The 21746-nt window shown below is 49.8% G+C and carries 15 protein-coding genes; 5 read left to right on the plus strand and 10 right to left on the minus strand.

Going from position 1 to position 21746, the window contains the following annotated elements; genetic code table 11:
- Positions 1 to 133: 133 nt before the first annotated feature.
- From ACYQ2L_RS09470 to ACYQ2L_RS09495, 6 genes are read right to left on the minus strand one after another with little or no spacing between them, the layout of a single operon-like run.
- On the minus strand, positions 134 to 1744 hold the full coding sequence (locus tag ACYQ2L_RS09470) for a methyl-accepting chemotaxis protein (RefSeq protein ID WP_460054466.1): 1611 nt from the start codon (positions 1742 to 1744) through the stop codon (positions 134 to 136).
- A gap of 18 nt (positions 1745 to 1762) precedes the next feature.
- A complete protein-coding gene (locus ACYQ2L_RS09475; protein ID WP_460054469.1) occupies positions 1763 to 3643 on the minus strand; it encodes a putative bifunctional diguanylate cyclase/phosphodiesterase in 1881 nt (626 codons plus the stop codon).
- 20 nt (positions 3644 to 3663) lie between these two features.
- A complete protein-coding gene (locus ACYQ2L_RS09480) occupies positions 3664 to 4308 on the minus strand; it encodes a CPBP family intramembrane glutamic endopeptidase (protein WP_460054472.1) in 645 nt (214 codons plus the stop codon).
- Positions 4301 to 6544 (minus strand): transglutaminase-like domain-containing protein, encoded by a 2244-nt coding sequence (locus ACYQ2L_RS09485; protein WP_460054478.1) that lies wholly within the window; start codon positions 6542 to 6544, stop codon positions 4301 to 4303. Before ACYQ2L_RS09485 ends, ACYQ2L_RS09480 begins: the two co-directional genes overlap by 8 nt.
- Entirely contained in the window at positions 6538 to 7722 is a 1185-nt protein-coding gene (locus ACYQ2L_RS09490; RefSeq protein WP_460054481.1) for a DUF58 domain-containing protein, read from the minus strand. Before ACYQ2L_RS09490 ends, ACYQ2L_RS09485 begins: the two co-directional genes overlap by 7 nt.
- A 12-nt stretch (positions 7723 to 7734) precedes the next feature.
- Positions 7735 to 8682, minus strand: coding sequence for an AAA family ATPase (locus tag ACYQ2L_RS09495; RefSeq protein WP_460054484.1), 948 nt, complete (start codon positions 8680 to 8682; stop codon positions 7735 to 7737).
- Positions 8683 to 8797: 115 nt separating this feature from the next.
- Here ACYQ2L_RS09495 and ACYQ2L_RS09500 point away from each other — a divergent pair, with 115 nt between their 5' ends.
- Positions 8798 to 9952: a polysaccharide deacetylase family protein gene (locus ACYQ2L_RS09500; protein ID WP_460054487.1), complete on the plus strand. Its 1155-nt coding sequence runs from the start codon at positions 8798 to 8800 to the stop codon at positions 9950 to 9952.
- Here ACYQ2L_RS09500 and ACYQ2L_RS09505 read toward each other — a convergent pair.
- The 3 genes from ACYQ2L_RS09505 to lepB are packed head-to-tail and all read right to left on the minus strand — an operon-like array spanning position 9900 to position 14108.
- Positions 9900 to 11765 carry a motility associated factor glycosyltransferase family protein gene (locus tag ACYQ2L_RS09505; protein WP_460054490.1) on the minus strand — a complete coding sequence of 622 codons (1866 nt, stop codon included), beginning with the start codon at positions 11763 to 11765 and terminating at the stop codon, positions 9900 to 9902. The two genes, ACYQ2L_RS09500 and ACYQ2L_RS09505, sit on opposite strands and share 53 nt — an antisense overlap.
- On the minus strand, positions 11766 to 13658 hold the full coding sequence (locus tag ACYQ2L_RS09510; RefSeq protein ID WP_460054494.1) for a penicillin-binding protein: 1893 nt from the start codon (positions 13656 to 13658) through the stop codon (positions 11766 to 11768).
- Positions 13659 to 14108 carry a signal peptidase I gene (lepB, locus tag ACYQ2L_RS09515; protein WP_460054496.1) on the minus strand — a complete coding sequence of 150 codons (450 nt, stop codon included), beginning with the start codon at positions 14106 to 14108 and terminating at the stop codon, positions 13659 to 13661. It abuts the gene before it with no gap.
- 56 nt (positions 14109 to 14164) lie between these two features.
- On the opposite strand from lepB, the gene ACYQ2L_RS09520 reads away from it, so the two are divergent.
- Entirely contained in the window at positions 14165 to 15349 is a 1185-nt protein-coding gene (locus ACYQ2L_RS09520; protein ID WP_460054502.1) for a peptidoglycan DD-metalloendopeptidase family protein, read from the plus strand.
- Between the two features lie 204 nt (positions 15350 to 15553).
- On the opposite strand, the gene secA is transcribed toward ACYQ2L_RS09520, so the two are convergent.
- The gene (gene secA / locus ACYQ2L_RS09525; protein WP_460054504.1) at positions 15554 to 18289 is read right to left on the minus strand and encodes a preprotein translocase subunit SecA; all 2736 of its coding nucleotides are present in this window, start codon (positions 18287 to 18289) and stop codon (positions 15554 to 15556) included.
- A gap of 90 nt (positions 18290 to 18379) precedes the next feature.
- Between secA and ACYQ2L_RS09530 the strand changes: the two genes are divergently transcribed.
- Genes ACYQ2L_RS09530 through ACYQ2L_RS09540 form a run of 3 tightly spaced genes read left to right on the plus strand, consistent with a single transcriptional unit; the run spans position 18380 to position 21734 of the window.
- The gene (locus ACYQ2L_RS09530; protein WP_460054507.1) at positions 18380 to 19624 is read left to right on the plus strand and encodes an LIC_12708 family protein; all 1245 of its coding nucleotides are present in this window, start codon (positions 18380 to 18382) and stop codon (positions 19622 to 19624) included.
- A gap of 35 nt (positions 19625 to 19659) precedes the next feature.
- Positions 19660 to 21198, plus strand: coding sequence for an NAD(P)H-hydrate epimerase (locus ACYQ2L_RS09535; RefSeq protein ID WP_460054509.1), 1539 nt, complete (start codon positions 19660 to 19662; stop codon positions 21196 to 21198).
- Positions 21195 to 21734, plus strand: a complete 540-nt coding sequence (locus ACYQ2L_RS09540) for a hypothetical protein (RefSeq protein WP_460054512.1) — start codon at positions 21195 to 21197, stop codon at positions 21732 to 21734. The genes ACYQ2L_RS09535 and ACYQ2L_RS09540 overlap by 4 nt, the downstream gene beginning before the upstream one ends.
- The last annotated feature ends 12 nt before the right edge of the window (positions 21735 to 21746 follow it).

The following is a 21746-nucleotide window of genomic DNA, read 5'->3' on the forward strand; positions in this document are numbered from 1 at the left end:
AGAGTTTGATCAATCAAAATATACTATTTGATTAATAGCGTGTCAAGGCTTGGTTCACATACCCTGTCACAAAAAAACACATGGAATTCCCGGTATGAGAACCGCAGGCCTTAATTCTATGTTATCACTCGGGTTAGGTTGTCAAGGTTTCTATGGATTGAAAAAGCTCCGAGCTGCGCTCTGTTGTTTCTGTCAGGAGTCCATTCTGATGTTGCAGGGCTGTCTCGATAGCTTCCAGTGCTTTCCGTATTCTTTCTGATGCACTATCTATATTGCTGACAAATGTCTCCACCTGCTGGAATTGCTGTATTGCATTTTCCTGTTCGCTTACAATAGTCTGACTGCCTTCATGGATGATCATTGAACTGTTCTGAAGGACCTGCATTGCATTCAGAATCTCCTTGCCTCCCTGCGACAGTTCCATGGTGGAACTCGTAATTTCCTGGAATGCAGATGAAATTTCCCGTATTTCCTGGACTATCTGCTGGAAGCTTTTCCTCGTAACCGTAGTACTTTGTTGCGATGCTTCCATACTCTGGCTTAGCTGTTTGAGGTTCTCTGCGATAATTCGGGAATTTTCCCCGGTTGAGTACGCAAGTTTTCGTATTTCACCTGCTACCACGGCGAATCCACGTCCAGCATTACCAGCATGTGCAGCCTCGATTGCTGCATTCATCGATAACAGGTTCGTCTGGTCTGCTATACCAGAGATAATTGTATTTACTTCGAGGAGCTTCTCCGCCTGTTGTACAGCAGCAGCTACGGTGCGAGCACTTTCTTCCATCATCAGCAAGCCGTTTTCAGCATCGCTCAGCAGCCTTTCGGCACTTTCATGTTTGCGGGCGGTAATATCGGCAACGCTGTCCAGTGAGGCGGACATTTCGTTCACAGCTGCAGTTGATTCCAGGACAACGCTGTTCTGCTCATCTATTTGCTGGTTGAATTTTCCGACCAGCTGATTGCTGTGATCGATAGCTTTGGAGGCTCTCTGCATTCCCTGGTTAAGGGTTAGCGAGTCAGTTATAAGGCTGTTGAGCTCATCCTGAATTCTGTTTGCACCAAGAACTATGGTCTGAAAATCATTTTCAACAAGCTTACTTGCATTCACCTGTTCACCACTGCGATGCATCAGCTCCCTGATTCTGTTTATAGTATCCAGGCTTTCCCGGTGATTTCTGTCTATCTGCTTCAGTGAATGGATCTGGCTGCGGGCAATACGGAATGCCAGGAGTGACACCATAGCATACAGGGCGATCGCAATCAGAGTGCGCTCGCTTAAAAATCCCAGTTCATCTGCCGGCAGGACGGGGCGAATCCTGAAAATAGATACCAGAAGAATGACTGCTATTCCGGCAACAGATACCACGACTGTATACCATTCATTGTCACTGACCGTTACTGTAAGGATGAGCGGTACAAGCATAATAAGGGCTGTCTGATAGCCCTGAAAAGAGGATTGGGCATTGATTACCATGACTAATGCACTCGCTGCAAGAAGAGAGAACAGCAGTGAAAGAAGGACAGCGGCCCGGAATTTCCCCCGGAAAAGCAGAACAAGTGCGAAGGCAAGTACGAGCCAGATTACCAGCTCGAGAGTAAACTCGAGAAACTTCTGCTGGATAAGCTCGTTTAGAATCAGCATCGGCAGCAGAGATAGTAAAATAATCAGTGAAAAAAATAGATTCGGAACCTGATTTCTAGTCGCTATAGGTGCGTTGCGGTAGATCTCATGTAGACGCTTCATAATGCCTCCCCGGCTGGATCATATCATGCAGTGTTTTGTGATCCATGCTTTATAGTCATCAATTCTCATTGGTTTGGTGTAATGCCAGCCCTGGCCATAGGTACAGCCTTTTTTGAGAAGATACTGCTCCTGGAATGGGGTTTCCACTCCTTCTGCGGTAATGTCCATGTGCAGAGCTGCCGCCATAGAGATTATGGCATCGATGATCGGTGATTCCGGATTCGATTCATTAAGCTGCATGACAAAACTGCGGTCAATTTTAAGATTATCTGCTTTCAGGCGGTGCAGATAACCGAGGTTGCTGTATCCGGTACCGAAATCATCAATAGCAAGCCGGCAGCCGGATGATCTAATTGCTTCAAGGCTTCTCTGTATCTTTGGATTTTCCTCCATCATCATTCCTTCGGTGATTTCAAACTCCAGAATCTGCGGTGGCAGGCCCGCTGATTCGAGGGAACTGACTAGCAGTTCGGGGAATATCTTATCTGCAAGATCAAGTGGTGACAGATTAATTGCAAAAACCTGGCTTTCTACCCGGTCACCGAACTCTGTTTTAAGGCTTGCAACGGAGGAAATGGTTTCCTGAAGCACCCACCTTGTAATATTTCTGATAAGCCCGGCTTCTTCTGCGATGGGAATAAATATTTCAGGACCTATGTTGCCGAAACGACGGTTCTCCCAGCGCAGGAGTATTTCACTGCCGCCGCATTCATGGCTGTCCAGCTTGATTTTCGGGTGAAAAGCAAGCCAGAGTTCATTACGTTCAACGGCGTGGTGCAGCTCCTCGGTTATGGCAAAGCGCTTGGCTTCAGCCTGATGCTGTGATTCATCGAAGAAACTGACAAAACCGGGCTGTCTGCTCATCCGTGCAAAACTTGACATCAAATTGGATATGAGAATATCTCTGTTGTTGCCGTCGGCTGGAAATCTGGTAATACTCACACTGCATTGCAGATTTATTGATCTGCCATCCAGCGGAAGAATCTCCTGGATAGTCTTGAGCACTTCAAGACCAAAGGTATCCAGCTCGATAAAATCGGTCCTGCTACTTATTATGAGGAAAACGGTACCTGAATAACGGATCGCAAGATCATCTTTCGAGCAGCAGCGATGAATTCTGCGAGCTGTTTCCTTCAGTACGCTATCAGCCAGGCCTGAGCCCTGAAGTGAATTGATGCGGGAGAACTGATGGATCTTGATTCCAAGGATACTGAAAGCCTGATACTGAAGTGGATCCTTCATTCTGCGGCTTAATTCCTGGTCCAGTCGGTTTCTGCTCGGCAAGGCGGTCACCGGATCGATAAATGCCGCACGGTATAAGTATTTCAGCATAATATGCTGATAGATTACTGATGTGATTCCGAAAAAGCCTGCGATTGTAGCTACCAGCAAAAAGGCTGAAGAAAAATGCGGGTTGTTGAAGAAAGAGAGAGGACCGTAGCTTTCAGCATGGATTATATATAGAATCCCTGATGTCAGCAGGATTGGCAACCCTATGCTCAGCCAGATGCCGACAATATAGAATAGAACAGTATAGGCTGCGATAATGTAAAGGAATCCAAGCCCGTATGTCCCCCCTCCATTCAGAATCAGCCCGGTGGTCAGTATGAGTACTGCAGCACCCAGGATGCTGCGGCTGGTACTGATTCGGCGTGTCAGCCAGAACTGTATGATGCTGCTGACTGTCAGAACGAGATACAAGGTCTGGGTGAGCACCAGATCAGTGGAGCCCTGAATATAATCGTTACTTATGTTGAATGGCAAAGCCGCCAGACTGGCAATCGAAATAGCATATAAGGAGAGAAGTGTAACAGTACTCTGCATAGGTATGCTGTTCGGCTGCGGTGGTACATATAGGAGAAAGCGGACGAACTTACCGTATGCTTTGGAAAAGCTCATCCATATAATATCTTACAGAATCAATATGATTGCAACAAAATCTGCAGAATGGCAATGCTGTTGGTGATCAGATGCAGCAGGATAGGCAGCCGGATGGATTTGGTGCTGATGGCTATCCAGCCAAGCACCATGCCCAGAATCAGTGCCGGGGTGAATTGCCATGGGTTCATATGTGCGAATGCAAACAGTAATCCCGATAAAATGACGGCTCTGGTTCTTCCTTCGGTATTAACAAGATCAAGGCAGATGATTCCTCTGAAGAAAAATTCTTCAAGCAGGGCTGGAAGTACAGCGAGGAATATTATAGCCATCACAAGTCCACGCTGAAGCAGCTGTTCCTGTAGCATAAAGGTGCCTGGCGGCGGGGGGAGGAGTTGGACTGATGCATAATGGATTACACCTGCCGGAATATACGCTGCGAAATACAACAGAACATAACCTGCCATTTTTCTGATCGGGAGAGAGGATCTTTGCGCGAGTATTGCAGGATGACGGTCTGAAAGCCTTGAGAAGTAGAGAATTGCGGCGAGTATATAGGCGGGGATCGGTGCAGCAGAAACTGCAAGCGGAGGCAATCCCACAGCGAGTATGCTGAATCCGGAAATTGTCAGGATAAGCAGCAGGGTCAGGAGCACTGCCTGAAGCATCCCGAATCTGTCAGGCATTCTGCTGTCCGGACTGCTGGAATGTTTTTTCTGATTTCAGACTGCGTCTGATTGACTTCAGCTGCTGAATATCGCTGCGGTCCGGATTAGATCTTCCGTACAGGCGAGAGCTTATAAACAGGAAAATCATGTCGGCATCGTCGATATAGTTCTGTTGATGCGCCTGAACACACCATAATTGCCATCCGCTTGAGCGCGGATCCGGTAAGCCTTTTCCCAGCCCGCTTCGCAGCAGTCTGCGGAGCTCTCTGCGAAAGCGGTCATGATCATTCAGAAACAAGGTTCCGGTCATGAGGAAGAGCGGCAGTAAAACAGCAATGAGAACTATCAGGGCTGCTGTATACAGCAAAAAAGGACCTGCATCAGGTTGATCAGAAGGATCATCATCTTCTACTTGATAGTCGAAAAGACTGGATAATTGGCTGCTGGTCTGTCTGTCGCTGCCAAGCATCAGTTCCTGTAGTTGATCCGGGTTCTCTGCTCTCATGGGCGGGGTTGCCTCAACCGTGACCCAGCCGTAGTCTTCGAGATAGATTTCGGCCCAGACATGAGCAGAGTATCCGGTAATATTCCTGGACCCACCTTGAGATATTACGGGAGCGCTGCCGGAGTATGAAAAGTCGGCAGGGGGGAGGTAGAATCCACTGACATATCTGGCAGGGATCCCTGATAAACGGGCAAGCAGAACAAGTGATCCTGCGAAGTGAACGCAAAACCCGCTTTGGCTTTCATTGAGAAAATATGACAGAATATCCTTATCAGCAGGTACTCTGGGTGGTTCAAGACTGTATCTGAAATCTTCTGATCCGAGGTATCCCAGTATCGCATCCAGAGTCTCCTGATTCGAGTCCCTTTTTATTTCAGCGGCGATTTCCTGTATAGCCTCCGTCGTTCGTGAGGGAACCTGGGTAAAACGATTACGTTCGGTATCACTCAGTCCGTCAGACTGTAATCCTGCAGAAGCCGGTAGACCGGCAAGAACGATGCTGTCACCGCGCATAAGCGGGGACCTCAACTGCAGCCCATGTTCAAGACTGGCTGATAAAACGGGGAAGTCCCTGTCCGCAGGAAGACGAATTTTCCGGGTCTGTAATCGATGAGGAACCGAGGGCAGATAATCACTGTGTACCTGTATACGTGTTTGCTGCAGCTGCGCCTCATCCTGTTCCCCGGAATCATTTTGATCAAGAAGCAGAATCCAGCCATTGTCTGTTATTGCTTCACCTGGTTCAATCCGCCGCTGCCAGCCTGCCCCAGTATACTCCTGGTAGATGTCGGTGCGCAGGTAAAGACTGGCTGATCGAGAAAAACTATCAGAATCTATGCTGAACACGAGGATATCCGAGAGCTGCGGGCGCTCGCTTATCTGCTGGTGATTGAAGTTATATCCATAGGTTGGAATATGGAGGAGCAGAGGGAGTCCGGGTATCCAGCGTGCACTGATATTGCGAAGAGCTGGTGAAATCCAGCGGTCGATGCTTCGGCTTCCCTGTGCCTGCTGAAAATTTGTGCTGAATAGTGCCGGCAGAGCAGCGCTGCCCAGTATCAGAATTGCTATGGCGATATTACGCAGCTGCGGCTTAAGGATTTTCTTTGCGCTTTGGAGTACGTGGAACATCCGGGTTTTCCAGTGTTTTCGGGACCTGGTTGATTCACTGTAATCCCCAGGATCATTCTGCCCGGACACTGCCATGAATCGGGACACAGCCGCTGCAATGACGCAGAGTAGTGTTGCCAGGGCAGCCACTCCTGCTGCTGCGGTGAAGCTCTGTGCTTCTTTTGGTGCAATGAGTAGCAGAATTGTACCTGATGCTGCCGCCGCCAGTGCACACAAGGATGAGAGAGGCCGTTTTGTGATTACTGAAGCAGGAAATGCTGTTACCAGACCAATGCAGACTGCAAAGACAAATGATACGGATCCTCCAATTTTACCCTCAGCTGCGAGATCCAGCCACATAATCCAGACGCTGAAAGGAATAATCAGAAAGAGAAAGAAGATAACAGCTATGTGAATCAGGGGGAGGATAAAATAGGGAAGTACTTTTCTGGATGTGCGTGAAAGGAATATTGATATTCCGGATGCAAGCCCCAGCGAAACTGCCAGCAGCAAAGGTCCTTCTGAATCCAGCTGGTGGTAGCTCAGAATCACAGCTATGGCTGGAATGAGTCCTGCCAGCAGTCCAGGGAAGAGTTTGTGACGGATCAGGGACATGAAGCTGTTGGATTTCCCTACCATTCACTTGTCTCCTTTTCCAGTTCTTCTATGCTGCTGATAATAGCCATTTGCTGTTCGAGTCTTTCCCGCCGCTGCAGGTTTCTGATAGCCTGAATCCGTTCCTCACTACTTCCGCCGAGGTTGGCTATGAGGCGGACCGGCGGTTTTCCTGGCCGCTGCTGCAGCTGGGAAAGTACGTGGCTGTCAATCCGGTGGCTGATTATAATGATACCGGCTGATTGTGAGGGAATGCTGTCAAGCCTCATGCTCTGGGCATGGAAGAACATGCTGATGCTGCGTTCTCTGAACAATTCCAGTTCATACTTGCTGCCCAGGCGGAAAACGGACATCCCCTCGAGAAAGCAATCCGCAGGAATTCCCTGGTCGACGCAGCGTCTTGCCAGTGAAAGCGCGGCTTCCAGTGATATGTCCTCAATCAGGGGATCTGAACTGCCGTTTTCTCCGGTCGGTCGGGTATCAATGAATATGCTCAATCCGCGAGCCGAGGATACATCAAACTCGCGTATCATTGGTTTTCCATACTGGGCGGTCTTCTTCCAGCTGATGTGACGAATGTCGCCTCCGGGCTGATATTCTGCAATTGATCTGGTGAGACTGGGGTCATGCTGTATCCCGCTGCTGAGATCTGAACTGCGGTTGGTGCTGCTGATTCTGTTCAGGCCGATGTGAAGGGGAATAATCCTGGGATAGACATAAAATGTGCGTATCCAGACAGCGAAATCCACCTGTACAAATCCAAAGAGATCCTGCAGCAGTACCTGTGATACACCGGCATTATACACACCCCGGTAGGGGCAGATGATCCGATGTTCGAATGTATATTTTCCCTGGGGACCCAGGCTGCATCTCGTGTTGAGATCAGGTATGCCCTGCTGCCCGACAGCGAATCCAAGCTGAATCGGCAGTCCAGGTAAGGGGCTTTCATTCATGATTGTAAATTGATATTCAACAGCTTCACCTTTATCCGGGTGGTCATTCGAGAACTCCTGGCTCAGGCGCAGTCCGCTGTAAATAATCTTCAGATGCAGAAGTGATGCAGGGAGCAGCAGGAAGATAAACATTCTTAAAAAAATGTAGAAGCCGCCAAGATATGCACCGGCCAGGGAGCTGATGCCGAGAAGCAGCAGCCAGAATAAAATCGGACCGGTTTGTGGCCGTATTGCGAAGCCTGATTCCATTATTATCTGATCCTATGTGCCGGCTGGAACCGGGACCCGTTCAAGTAGGGTTTCCAGAACCTCCTGAATATTCTCTCCGCTGATTCGTGCTTCGCCGGAGATATTCAGTTTATGTGCATACACTGCCGGGAGCATTTTACGGACATCCTCGGGAGCGGTGTGATCACGGCCGGCAAGCATGGCAGATGCCCTGGCCGCTCTTAATAAATGCCCCGATGTCCGGGGACTGACACCGCTGTCCAGCTGTCTGCTTCTTCTGCTGGCCGCTGCAAGAGCAGTAATGTATTGCCTGACTTCCTGTGAAACAAATATTCCGGAACAGATTCTGCGCAGTTCCATGAGCTTCTGCGGATCAAGCAGCACTGGTGCCTGTTCAGGTCTAACGGATTCAGCTGTAAGCTCAAGTATTTCCATTTCCTGCTGTTCCGTCGGGTATCCGATCGAGGCAGAAATACCGAACCTCTCAAGCTGACTTTCCGGCAGCCTGAAAGTTCCGGCAAAATGGGAGGGGTTCTGGGTCGCTATCAGAAAGAATGGCTGAGGAATCGGTCGTGTCTGATCGTCTACCGTGATCTGTTCCTCCTGCATTGCTTCGAGGAGGGCACTCTGTGTTCGCTCCGATGCCCTGTTCAGCTCATCCGCAAGCACAAACTGATGTTCAATTGCGCCCTTGCGGAAGACAAAATCCTGCTTGTGCGGGTCGTAGATATTCATCCCCGTTATATCGCCTGGAAGCACATCCGGGGTCAGCTGAATACGCCCGAAGTCCATGCCGGTAATCTGTGCAAGGCCCTTGGACAGAGTGGTTTTTCCTACTCCAGGTACATCCTCAATAAGGACATGAAGTCCTGAAACGAGCCCGGTAATAACAAGGTCCACCGTTGAAGGACTCCCGATAAAGCAGAACGATATGGCCTGCCGGATTTTTCCGCATAATTCATGAGCATCATGTAGGGTCATGCGTTCATCATAGGATGAATACCCTCTGAACGCAAGCTGTGTCCCATTTTTCAGTTAATACCGGAAGAAAATGTTTCTGCTTGACAGCCATGATCCCAGGACCTAATCTTTAGTAATGCAGGATCATAATCATAAACCGACAAGCTCCTGCCGGGATGCAAGCACAGATGTTCCTGGCGCACTTCACACAGATGAAGTGCCTCAGTTCATAGCAATCGGCTTCGATGATAACGGCTATTCCGGGCTTGCGGAAAGCGGCTATGGCGGCGCCCTTCAATGGGTGATCGAGTTGTTCAACAACAATCGAAATCCTGACGGATCTGCAATGCGGGCCAGTTTTTTTCTGCAAACAAAATTGGCAGAGGAGGGAATCGAGAACCCTGCTTATGTGGTGAAAGCCTGGAGACTTCTTTCGCTTGCCGGTCATGAGATTGCCTGCCATACCCATAACCATCCCCATGGAGTTCATATCGACCGGAACCTGATGAGTCGCAGTGTTGCTCTGGATGTGGAAGACTGGATCCGGGAAATCAAACTGAGCCTGAAAGTCCTGGATGGTCTTGGGCTTCCCATACCCAGCGGATTCAGAGCACCGTATCTCGAATATAACAGTCACACCTTTGAGGCATTGTCCTCTCTGTCCTTTCTGTACGACTCTTCGATTGTTGAGGATACAGGCGATTACTCCAGCAGTTCCCATGCCCTGTGGCCATATACTCTCCACAACGGGAGTCCAGGGGAACAATGGCAAACAGAGAAAGTATTTGGTGAGAAATCAATTCTGGGAACTTATCCCGGGATCTGGGAGCTGCCTGTCAGCAGTCTTACCGTACCAACCGGAGATGAAGCCAGGAAATTTGGAGTGGATAGGGATATACGCAGCAGAATTGCTTCCCGTTTTCCGGGTTTTAATCCGCATGACGGGAGAATAACCGGCTTTGACTGGAACATATGGATTGAATACGGACTGAATGCAGACGAGGCATTTGCTGTATTTGCTCATAATCTGGATCTCAGGCTGTCCGGAAATCGAGCACCATTGATTATAGGGGCTCATAGCGATATCTACAGTCCTTTGTATGATCTGCATAACGTCAGTGATGAGCAGCGTCTCGGTCTACGGTCAAATGCCCCGCAGCGTAGACTCGCGATCGAGAAATTTGTTGATTACGCTCTGCAGTTCAGCGAAGTGCGTTTCAGCAGTATGGAAACTGTTCTCAGCTGGGTGCAGAATCCAGTTCCCCTACAGCAGACTGCTGTTCCTCTCTGATCATATCCAGGTTTACCAGCATTCTCTCCAGCAGCCTGATCTGGTAGTCTGCAGAATCGCATATTGCGGAGTAGAGTGTTTTTGAACTATCAAGGGGATGTCTGCCTGGAATGGCCTCGGATTGAATCTCTTCCAGGGCTTCCTGCAGTAAGAAGCCGGTGACATCCTTTGCTTCATGTTCACGCAGCTGACTGTCGTAGGTGTTCAGTTTTGTAATCCAGTTCTGATTCCAGCTCTCCGGCTGATCCCAGTTCTTTCCAATATGCCTCAGTGCCTCCGCCGCTATTTTGCGGATCTCATGCATGGAACCCAGAAAGGTCTGGATCCTGCTGTGAAGAACTCCGGCATTATCCGGTGTTTTTTCTGAATATGCTTCAGCTGCGGCTCTGATTTCCTTCAGGTTTTTATCGATGTAAGCTCTTGCCGCTTCCCGCTGCAGCAGATCCTGCCAGTCTGCCGGTTCAGCGCCATCAATTTTGAGGCCTTTTCGGGAGAGCGGATGCAGGTGTATGTCAGGATTCTGAATGAGCTGCATGCTGAACCACTGCTGATATACCTGCATGCGGGCATCAGTCTGCAAAGGTTCTCCGTCATAATCGATAGCTGGTATTTTCCCTCCGTCCACCAGATAACGCCATAATAGATGTTCGGCAGTCTGATAACGTGTGCTCAGGCAATGTACCCGCTCCTCGAAGAATGATCCGCGACAATGAGTCGCCCCGCTCGGAAATCCCAGATCCAGTCCTGCACAGAAGATCTCCGTACAACCGAACAGTTTCAGAACCTCAAAGGCAGAAGTGGCGACAGACCCTCCTGCTCCCAGTTTACCCCGGCTGCCGAAACAGTCTTCCAGGAATTTTCCAAGCGGAAAAAGGGAATCACCAAAAAGGAAGGGGCCGTTCAGGCAACGGAATACCCTGGGATGTGCAGAAGATTCAGATACGACAATAGCGTTGCTGTTTCTGCAGTAGTCCACATGACGCGTATTCCAGTATTGGGGATCAACCACCACAACAATATCGGGATCAATACCTTCCTGCAGCAGTATAGGCAGTGCAGTGTCCACAGCAGCAATCAGACAATGATTCCTCAGTTTAACAAGCTGAGGCAGGATGTCATTAAGTCCCGGCCCAGCCGCTACAAGCAGACCGGGGATGCCGGTAAATTTGTGTTCTGCAAGCTGAACTGCCGCAGCGCTGCAGTTAATCTTGATATTTGCTGTAAAATTCCGCAGCCAGAGTTTTCCGAAGCGTTTCAGGGTGTTATGGTTAACCTTACGGCGTTGGAGCAGTCTCTGTAATCTTTGCTCTGTCCCGTGAAAGAATTCGATATTTCTGTCAACGCTGGGCTTGTGTCGGATTATGTGCAGCTGTTTGTACTGAATATCTCCCATTACGCTGTCTCCGGGAGGGGCATCAAGGCCTATAAGCAGGGTCAAATCCCTGTGCCCAAAGAGATCCTCAAGATCAATATAATGGAATGCAGCGAAAAAACCTGTAGGATCAGGATCAATAATGTACAGGCTGTGATCCGGGAACTGTCTGCACAACTCAAGCGCTGTATAGCCCATGCCGAAACCGAAAAGTATTATCCATTCATCCTCCAGAATTTTTCTGGAACCGAGCAGGCGTTCGGCTTCCTTCTTCGGATTGTATTTACTGTGCATGAGCCGCTTATCGATTTCAATGCTGGGAAACCCTGAAGCTGTCTGAATGAGGGCAGCGTTCTCAGGGAGGTGTTCCGGTATTTGAAGTGGGTGAGCAGGAAAACGTTCCCGGTACATTCTGCGGTTTTTTTCGAGAATTTCCGGCATTTATTCCAGCTCCAGAATAATTCGGCTGTTATTATCCAGCAGGGTTCCCGGGGAGGGGTCCTGTCTGACCACCCAGCCATTTCCCCTGATTATAATGTCCAGATCAGGGTTGTTGTACAGTGGCATAACGGTACGTTTTGGCAGCCCGGTAAAATCCGGCATAACGTCGTCGATATGCGGCAGCTGCATCTGGGTAATCTGGATATTTGCGGATTCACGGTACACAGTGTCGCCTTCTCTGGGGATGCCCAGATATGGAACGAGGTACTCTGCCAGTCTCCGGATTACGGGAGCTGCGATCCGGCCGCCCAGGTGTTCCCCTGCCTGTGGATTTATAATAACAGTATATGCAATAACCTGGGGGTCTTCAGCCGGAAAAATAGCCAGCGTTGATGGAATGAAAGCGCTCTCTGAATAACCTGCACCCGTAGGATCCATCATCTGAGCCGTTCCGGTCTTGGCTGCGATCTGGATTCCGTCGACCCTTGCTCTCCAGGCTGTACCGGTATCCAGTGTACTGCCAACCATCATGTCGAGCATTTGCTGCGCAGCTGCTGGACTGATTACCTGTCTCACAGGCTCCCGCTCGAAGGAACTGAGGCTTGTACCGTCAGGGGAGACTATTCTCCTTACTATCTGGGGACGGATGAGGACTCCATTATTGGTGAATACAGAAGCGGCTGCCAGCATCTGCATTGCGGATACGGCAATCTCCTGACCAATAGTAATAGTCGGCTTGGTCCTTGCCGACCAGCTTTCCGGGGGTCTGAGAATCCCGCGTTCCTCGCCGTTCAGTTGTATGCCACTGCGTTCTCCGAAGCCGAATTGCCGCAGCATATGATACAGCTGCTCATTGCTTACCCGGTCAGAGGCATAAGCTGCTCCGACATTGCTGGATGTACGGATAATGTCAGCCGCATTTACCATTCCATAGGCGTTCAGATCCGAGATCGAGAACTGCAGATCCCCATTACTGAAGCGCTGATATGCCGTCCCGGCATTGAAAAATTCGTCCGGGGATATTACGCCAAGGTGCAGAAATGAAGCCATGGTGAAGATCTTGAAAACCGAACCTGGTTCGTAGAGGTAGCTTATCGGAATGTTTCTCCGCTGTTCTCTGGTATAGCGTGAAAAATTATTCGGGTCATATCCGGGCTGAGCGGAGTAGGACAGGATCTCTCCGGTATACGAATCCATAACGATTATCATTACAGCATCAGCCTGGTGTTCATCACGGGTTGCAGAAGCCAGGTGATCAGTAAATGACTGTATTCCACTGTCAATTGTCAGTACTATCTGGTTGCCGAAGCTGTCCTGTCCACTGCTGTCATATGCTGCTGACAATTCACGGTTATAGCGGTATTCGATACCATCCAGCCCCTGATTATCGATTCCGACGTATCCGATAACATGAGCTGCCAGTGAACCTTCTGGATAGCTTCGCCCGAAGTCTTCCTGAAGGTGAATACCCTCCAACCTTCCCTCGGACTTGAGACCTCGTATTTTTTCTGACTCTTCCTGACTGACGGTCCGTTTTATAAAGAGGAACCCCTGTTCGTTTCTGAATCGCTGCAGCAGCTGTGCACTGTTGAGGGAGAGAATGTCTCCAAGCAGCTCGGCGGTTTCTGCTGGCTGGCTGATACCTGGCGTCCAGGCGGTAACGGTGTCCAGGCGTGTCTGCATGGCAAGTATGGTGCCGTTTCTGTCGAGAATCGGACCTCTCTCGGTACGGAATTCCTGTGTCGGATTTGATCTTCTGTCTCTGCCTTCGAGTACCATTAGTCTGAAAAAATCACTGATGATAAAAACACAAACAGCGATTACTATCCAGAACAGGAAACGCAGTCTGCGTGTGGTTCTTTTATGTACTTCATCCTTGATGCTGTCCGACATCTATCGTTTACCTATAACCTTCCCTCTGACGCTTGAATGCGGAACAAAACCGAAATGGCGTGAATCCAGTGATGCATCCGGGTTATCTCCCAATACCATATAATAGCCCGGAGGGACCCTGGAATACAATTGGATCACACCGACAGGTTGGGGAACCAGGGTAATTATATCAGATCCTGCGACCAATCGACTATTTTCATTTCGGGTTATCGGATCCCTTTCAACTGCAGCCACTCTTTTTACGGCGAGGGCAGGCTGATCCGGGCGTTCGAAAAGGATAATGTCGCCTGTTTTTGGCTTGCTGTATCCGAATAGCAGTATCCACACCCTCTCACCATTACGGATGGCTGGTTCCATGGATTTACCCTGAATCTCAAAGATAGTTATTGCAAATAACAGAAACAGGAGTAGAATAGCGACTGGTACAATTACAAGGATGTTTCTGAGCATCTTTTTTCTATTACACTATAATTCTCAGCCGGCATCATGTCGATAGTAAGGTCAGTATGGAAAAGATTATACAGCAGCAGCATATAAAACGTCGGCGCTCCGGATATCTGAAGCAGGAGTACAGCGAAAAACGCAGTCCTGAAATGATACTGAGTACTATTCAGCGCGGTACAGCTGCAGTCACCGGGCATTCCAGGAATGCAGTACGGGAATCAAGGCGTGTCTCGGTACGGGGACAATCCGGCGGACTGCTGCAGGGATCATTTGTCCGCAGCCTCACTGTATATGTAGATCCCTTGTATACTGCGATGCTCATGGCCTCACTGCTTTTCCTGCTGGCAGTTCTGCTTGTGCAGCAGAATGGTTCCCTCCCGGGGACCTGGATCTTTACAGGAACAAATCTGAGAGCCCCTGCCAATGTCGAGAGGCTGGATTCGATACTCCTGGAGGCTTATCACACTGCTGGTGAGGATGGAATTTCAGATCTGCCGATCTCACTGGATCTGTCAAAGTTTGAGCGCATCACTTTTACAGAGCATGTAGTGAAGGAGAGGGAGACCCTGAGCGGAATTGCCCTGCGTTATGGTTTGCGGATGGACACTCTCGTTTCATTCAATCAGATTAACGATGTGCGGCGAATGCAGATCGGCAGCCGGCTGCAGATTCCCAGCAGTGACGGCTTGCGGCATATTGTACGCCAGGGTGAGAGCCTTGAAGGTATAGCTCGGCGCTTCAATACAAGTACCGTTCAGCTGATTGATGCCAACAACCTGCGTTCCGACGCTTTATCGGTTGGTCAGGAGCTGTTCATTCCCGATGCCAGAATGAATGATACCGACCTGCGGATGGCCCTGGGTGAACTATTTGTGTATCCTGCGCGAGGCCGGTTCACGTCCGGATTCGGTTATCGCAGTGATCCTTTTACCGGTGTCCGCCGCTTCCACAATGGCATAGATATTGCCAACAACCCCGGTACCCGGATCACCGCTGCCAGGGTCGGACGCGTCGCTGATCAGGGGGTACATCCTACCTATGGTAATTATATAATCATAAGTCATGACGGCGGCTTTCAGTCATTGTATGCTCATCTGCAGCGGATTGATGTCCGCCGCGGGCAGTATGTCAGTCAGGGACAGGCTATTGGAACAATGGGCAGTACCGGTAGAAGCACCGGACCCCATCTCCACTTCTCGATTTTCCACAATGGAAATCCGGTAGACCCGCTGAGGTATTTACATTAAGATAAGGGCGTTTAGAGGGAGGAATCTGATATGAGGAGACTGGCAATCGTCATTGTATGTCTGCTGGCTTTGGTTACATTTATCAATGCCTTTACCAGCGAGCAGGCAATGAGCACTGCCGCAACAGGCAGTGCTCATATTCTGTAAGCGATCCCTGACTATTCCTGTCAGGGATTTACACAATTAAAAATATCGAGCAGCTTTTCAGCTGCCGTGACAGTGCTTGTACTTCTTTCCGCTGCCGCAGGGACAGGGCTCATTTCTTCCGACTTTGGGAACCGCTCTCTGAATGGTAGGTGTTCTGCCTCCGGCCTGTGAAGGGCGGGGGGCTGCTGAACGGCCTCCGGCACTGAATCCAGCCATTGAATCATGACGGGTCTGTATCTGTTCCCGGCTTCTTCTGGCAGCCATTTGCGCCTCCGGTTTCAGGCTGTCTGCCTTGACCAGAAATACCTTCCTGGCGATCGCTATACGAATCTGCAGCAGCATTTCTTCGAATATCTGAAAACCTTCGAGCTTGTACTCAAGCAGGGGATTCTTCTGGCCATAGGACCGGAGGTAGACAGCCTCTCTGAGGGCCTCAAGATTTTCCAGATGATCCTGCCATCGGGCATCGATATTTCTCAGATATTCATGACGGATTGCAGTGTTAAGCATTTCCTCGCCGGCGGCTTCATTTTTTTCAGCCAGATCACCCGAGAGCTCGCTTATGATGCTTTCACGAATAAAGGATGCAGGTTTCCCGGAAAGATCCTCTATGCTGACTGATGGAGTGAAATACAATTCCTCCTGAAGCCGGTCAAATATGACCTGAACCTCGTGAGTGCTCCCATGGCTGTCCGGAGAATATCCGGAGAGGGCATCATCCAGAATATCCTCTGCTGTTTTCAGAATTCTGAGGTACAGCTTGTCATCTTCCATGATTGCATCACGCTGTTTGTACATGAACTTTCTCTGTTCATTCAGCACATCATCGTATTCGAGCAGATGTTTCCGGATTTCGTAGTTCCGCTCCTCCACCTTGGTCTGGGCACGCTCGATACTTTTTGAGATCCACTTGTGATGAATCGGCTCATCATCATTCAATCCCACCCGAGACAGCATGTTTTTCATGTTACCGCCGCCGAAGAGGCGCATAAGGTCATCATCCATGGACAGAAAAAACTGGGACTGTCCGGGGTCACCCTGCCGCCCCGAACGTCCGCGGAGCTGATTATCGATACGCCGTGATTCGTGGCGCTCAGTTCCTAATATATAAAGGCCGCCAAGCTCTACGACCTCTTCATACTGTTTTCTCCATTTCAGGTTTTCTTCTGCGAGAGCCTTCTTGAAGCTCGCCTCATCGGCCTCTGTACCAACCTTGTGTCGTGTCCGGAATTCAGGGTTTCCGCCAAGTTTGATATCCGTTCCACGACCGGCCATATTGGTGGCTATTGTTACAGAGCCTTTTGCCCCGGCTTCTGCAATGATCAGGGCTTCCCTGGCATGATTCTTGGCGTTCAGAACCTCATGGGGAATGCCGCTCTTTGTGAGAAGAGCGGATAGCACCTCAGAACGCTCGATCGAGGCTGTACCAACGAGCACCGGCTGTCCTTTTTTCTGAAGTCTGCCGATATGCTCGCAAATTGCCTTGTATTTTGCACTCTCGTTCAGAAAGATAATATCTTCATCATCCTGTCTGGCTACCGGGCGGTTAGTCGGAATGACTACAACATCAAGTCCATAAATGCTGCCGAATTCCTTGTCTTCTGTTTCCGCTGTACCCGTCATACCTGAGATCTTCTCGTACATGCGGAAGAAATTCTGGAAAGTAATAGTTGCCAGGGTCCTGTTCCTCTGAAGTATCTTGATACCTTCCTTGGCCTCGATTGCCTGATGCAGTCCATCGGAATAGCGTCTTCCATGCATGATGCGTCCGGTGAATTCATCGACTATCTCAACCTTGCCCTCGCTGAGTACATAATCCTTGTCAATCTTGAAGAGTGTGTGTGCTTTCAGGGTCTGGGTGGCATAGTGAATATATTCAAAATTTTCGTCCATAAAGAGCGATCCCTGAATTATTCCCCGCTGCTGTAGAAGCTTCTCAAGCTGATTCAGGCCCTGGTCGGTAAAACTGACTTTCTTGCCTTTTTCATCCAGCTTGTAGTCACCAATCGGCTCTTCAGGATAGTCGTCGGTTTCGGGATCCTTCTCGCATTCCTGCAGATTCCTGATTATGGAGTTCACCTGCTGGAATTTTTTGGTGTCATCCTCAGCCGCTCCGGAAATAATCAGCGGGGTCCGGGCTTCATCGACCAGAATCGAATCAATCTCGTCGATAATGCAGTAGACATGGCCGCGCTGTACCTTGTGCTGGCGGCTGAAACTCATATTGTCTCTCAGATAGTCAAATCCGAATTCATTGTTTGTGCCATAGGTGATATCCTGCTGGTAGGCAATTTTCCGATGTTCGGGGTCCATATTTGCAAGTATTGCTCCAACCGTAAGCCCGAGAAAACCGAAAATCGGACGCATCCAGGCAGCATCACGTTCCGCTAGATAATCATTGACGGTAATAACATGGACACCTCGGCCTGGCAGTGCATTCAGATATGCAGCGGCAACCGACGAAAGCGTTTTTCCTTCACCGGTCTTCATTTCCATGATTTTTCCCTGATGAAGAACAAGGCCTCCAAGTATCTGTACATCGTATGGGCGCTCTCCCAGGCTGCGCCGTGCAGCTTCCCGTGCAAGAGCAAAGGCCTCCGGGAGTATATCATCCATACTCTCACCATTGTTCAGGCGGCTGCGGAATTGTTCTGTCATTACCGGAAATTCGCTGTCGGGTAGATTTAATGCCCAGTTTTCCAGTGTGTTTATACGCTGCAGTGTTGGCAGGAGCTGCTTGATATCTTTCTCATGTTTTGATCCAAACAGAATATCGATGAACGACTTTTTCATTCCGATACTATACCCATGCAGGACTCATGCGGTCAACAGCATATCCGGTGTCAGATTGACAGCAAAACAGCTCAAGGGTAGTATTCGATCATGGGAGGATACATCATCGTTTTTCGCCGAATCTCACTCTATATAAGCGTCACCCTGCTTCTTGCTGCAACAAGCATCCTTTTTTCAGGCTGCCCTGAAGCCCGGCGTTATGTGGTCCAGGAACATCTCTTTTCCATAGAACCCGGTAAGGCAGAGCATACCATAGATCTGTTCCACTCAGCTTCACGCCCCTTCGATGAGCGTTCAGATATTTATATGCGTGATGGTCTGATCTGGCTCGTTAACCGGAATGCCAATAAAATTATGACATTTACCTCCTATGGTGATTTAGTCGGTCTGCTTTTTGATCCTGATGAAAATCCGGTACCGGCCAGTCTGCCGATAGTCCGTAATGGATCTGCTGGTATCAGCAGCAGGCGGGCTATTGCGTATGAATTTCACCGTATAGGCTGGTTTTCTGTTGATTCCCGCCGTCGGATATTAGTGGAGGATCTTCTGCCGCAGGATCGATGGCAGAAGGATGCCGAAACCGGAGCCGTGCTGAACCGTGTCGTGCTCCGATTTTCTCCTTTCGGAGAGCTGATTGATTACATCGGTCAGGATGGACCCAGAGGGGAACCATTTCCGCATATCCAGCATGTTATAACCACATCCAATGATGAGCTGGTTGTTGTGTCCAGGATACCGGACCGCTGGCTTGTATACTGGTTTCTTCCAGATGGAGAACATTTAAGTACGATCGAGATACCAGTGGACCGTCTGCCAATTCCTTCCGAGGGATATATTCCGTCCCTGCAGGAGGTTTTGCCGGATCCCGAAATGCGCAGGATCTATATCAAGATCGATTATTACAGAAAGCTCACTGAGGGTGTAACAGCAGGAATTCAACGTGTTGATCAAGGTGAATCCAGGGTATATTGGCTTGATCTGAACGATGCTGTGTACGAGCAGAACATCGAAATACCGGCGAACAGGGTCGAGACCGAGGAATCAACGATCTTTAACCCGCTAACCAGAAACTATCCATATGTACTCCTGGGGATACAGCCGAATGGTCACCTGCTGTTTATGAGTGAAGAAGCGGATGACAGGGTTCAACTGCTGCTCATGAATACATCAGGCAGGGTAGTCAGACGGCGGTCAATTGAAATCCCCTCGGATGCAGTGCTTTATCGCAGGCTCAGATTAACTGACAGTGGAATACTAACCGGTATTCTGCTGTATGAGGATGGCGCTGATGTTTTCTGGTGGCGGACGGACTCAATGCTGCCGCATGGATTATAGCAGAATCAGACAGGCGTTCAGCCGGAGGAGGAATTATGCAGCTTTTGGCAAGTTCCCGGGAGAAACAGGCTCTGGACAGGTTTTGTCAGGAAGAAGCAGGTTTTCCGGAAATAGTTCTTATGGAACAGGCCGGACGAAGCTGCTGGGAGAGGCTCTGTGGTGAGATCTGTTCAGACTTAGGCTTGAAGGATCAGGCACTGAAGCTTGCCGTTCTTGCAGGACCTGGCAATAACGGTGGTGACGGTTTGGTCCTTGCGCGTCATGCCCTCCAGGCCGGCTGGACTGTACAGCTTGTTTATGCGCATGATGCCTGGCGTGATCTTCCGGAAATACAACGCAACATACTGTGCTCCTATGATTGTCCGCAACTTCATTGGCAGCAGGAGCGGGAGGAATCTGCTGCAGCCCTTGAAACAGCGGATCTGATAGTAGATGCCTTGTTTGGAGTCGGTTTGAGCAGACCTCTCCATGGACAATACGAGGAAATAATTTCCTTTCTCGATTCATGTCATGTACCAGTTGTTTCAATAGATCTTCCTTCAGGTCTTTTCCAGGACATTCCGTCAGAACCAGCGGTGCAAAATGCCCGGCCTTCCGGTTGCGTGCGGGCAGATGCTGTAATCGCTGTCAGACCCGCTGATAGTATTCTGATTCATCCGTTTTTCCGTCCGTATTACGGCCGTTTATATTTTGCCGATGCAGGTTTTCCACCGGTCTACATGCAGGCTCACTCCAGCGCGATACTCCTGGAAGCGGCGGATGAACAGCGTTTTACACTTACTTTGAATCCAGCTGCCTACAAGGGAAGCCGGGGTCATGTCTGCATGTACGCAGGCAGTGCCAGATACCATGGTGCGGCCTTGCTGGCAGCAGGTTCCGCCGGTTGTACGGCGGCCGGCAGGGTCAGCCTTGCCGTGGATCCCTCAATCGAGCAAATTATCCGCTGTTCCACCCAGGCGGCAGTGGTACAGTCTTCGGATGACTCTCCTCCTCCGGGAACTACGGCACTCCTTGTCGGCAGCGGCTGGGATCAAACCGGCGACAGGCTGTCGCTGCTGCAGCGGCTTCTTGCTTCCGGCCTTCCAATGGTGATTGATGGCGACGGCCTCCGGCTTCTTGCCGGGCTTCAGTTTCCGGCCTCAGCGGAAGATGCGCCGGATTCCAGGATTCAGGATCATGAGAAGTGTCGTCTTCTGCTGACTCCTCATCCCGGTGAACTCTCAGCATTGATCGGCTGGGATATAGAGAAGGTGTTGCGTCATGCAGACGAGGCAGCCCATAATCTCGCCAGGCAGTGGAATGCAGTGGTAATCGCAAAATCTCATGTCAGCATAATTGTGCATCCTGATGGCAGGGAATATCGTCTGGAAGGTATGGAACCATCCCTGGCAGTTGCCGGCAGCGGCGATCTGCTGGCGGGCCTGGCTGCAGGAGAACTGGCAGCCGATGCTGATCCGCTTCGTGCTGCTCTGAAGGCGGCGCTCCGTCACCTTGCTGCGGGAAAAATCCTGAGAGAAAGCAGGGGATGCGGAGACGCTGATAGTCTTCTTGAAATACTGCGAGGCTGCAGATGAAGATCAGACGCCAGGCAGAGGAAAGCAGAGGAACCGAGGAGCTGCGTTTCCATTACCGCAGGGAAGAGCGGGACAGACATCGAAGTGCAGGAGAAGTTCTTGACTATGATGCACGCCGTCGGCGTCTTTCCAGGCGGCTTCTGATTATTATTTTTGATATAATACTGGTCAGTATAGTGTATCTGATCTATGTCTTTTTTCTGCAGCCTGATCCATCGAAGGAGTTCCTGAATGGGGTGTCCTATACAGCAACCGCCAGTTATTTCGATGATTCCATACTGCTTAGGGTTCTTGCTGAACGTCAGGAAGCGGGCAGTGGATCCGGACTTCTTTCGCTGGTGGTTTTCGATGCTGACAGCTCGCAGGAGCTTGGGCGTGAGCTGGACACACTTGGGAATGATCCCGATGATTCCCGCCGGATCCATATGCAGATCTACGATTATCCGGAGAATATCAATACCCTGCGAATAGAAATCAGTCTGGAAGATCAATTCGGCACAAATCTACTGCTATTAGCAAATATTGAGGCATATTGATTGACCGGACAA

This window comes from Spirochaeta dissipatitropha (assembly GCF_054657935.1).

What these genes read in the sequence shown, in the direction of transcription:
- ACYQ2L_RS09470 (WP_460054466.1), bottom strand. Translation starts at nt 1,744, where the DNA reads ATGAAGCGTCTACATGAGATCTACCGCAACGCACCTATAGCGACTAGA.
- ACYQ2L_RS09475 (WP_460054469.1), bottom strand. Translation starts at nt 3,643, where the DNA reads ATGAGCTTTTCCAAAGCATACGGTAAGTTCGTCCGCTTTCTCCTATAT.
- ACYQ2L_RS09480 (WP_460054472.1), bottom strand. Translation starts at nt 4,308, where the DNA reads ATGCCTGACAGATTCGGGATGCTTCAGGCAGTGCTCCTGACCCTGCTG.
- ACYQ2L_RS09485 (WP_460054478.1), bottom strand. Translation starts at nt 6,544, where the DNA reads ATGGTAGGGAAATCCAACAGCTTCATGTCCCTGATCCGTCACAAACTC.
- ACYQ2L_RS09490 (WP_460054481.1), bottom strand. Translation starts at nt 7,722, where the DNA reads ATGGAATCAGGCTTCGCAATACGGCCACAAACCGGTCCGATTTTATTC.
- ACYQ2L_RS09495 (WP_460054484.1), bottom strand. Translation starts at nt 8,682, where the DNA reads ATGACCCTACATGATGCTCATGAATTATGCGGAAAAATCCGGCAGGCC.
- ACYQ2L_RS09500 (WP_460054487.1), top strand. Translation starts at nt 8,798, where the DNA reads ATGCAGGATCATAATCATAAACCGACAAGCTCCTGCCGGGATGCAAGC.
- ACYQ2L_RS09505 (WP_460054490.1), bottom strand. Translation starts at nt 11,765, where the DNA reads ATGCCGGAAATTCTCGAAAAAAACCGCAGAATGTACCGGGAACGTTTT.
- ACYQ2L_RS09510 (WP_460054494.1), bottom strand. Translation starts at nt 13,658, where the DNA reads ATGTCGGACAGCATCAAGGATGAAGTACATAAAAGAACCACACGCAGA.
- lepB (WP_460054496.1), bottom strand. Translation starts at nt 14,108, where the DNA reads ATGCTCAGAAACATCCTTGTAATTGTACCAGTCGCTATTCTACTCCTG.
- ACYQ2L_RS09520 (WP_460054502.1), top strand. Translation starts at nt 14,165, where the DNA reads ATGGAAAAGATTATACAGCAGCAGCATATAAAACGTCGGCGCTCCGGA.
- secA (WP_460054504.1), bottom strand. Translation starts at nt 18,289, where the DNA reads ATGAAAAAGTCGTTCATCGATATTCTGTTTGGATCAAAACATGAGAAA.
- ACYQ2L_RS09530 (WP_460054507.1), top strand. Translation starts at nt 18,380, where the DNA reads ATGGGAGGATACATCATCGTTTTTCGCCGAATCTCACTCTATATAAGC.
- ACYQ2L_RS09535 (WP_460054509.1), top strand. Translation starts at nt 19,660, where the DNA reads ATGCAGCTTTTGGCAAGTTCCCGGGAGAAACAGGCTCTGGACAGGTTT.
- ACYQ2L_RS09540 (WP_460054512.1), top strand. Translation starts at nt 21,195, where the DNA reads ATGAAGATCAGACGCCAGGCAGAGGAAAGCAGAGGAACCGAGGAGCTG.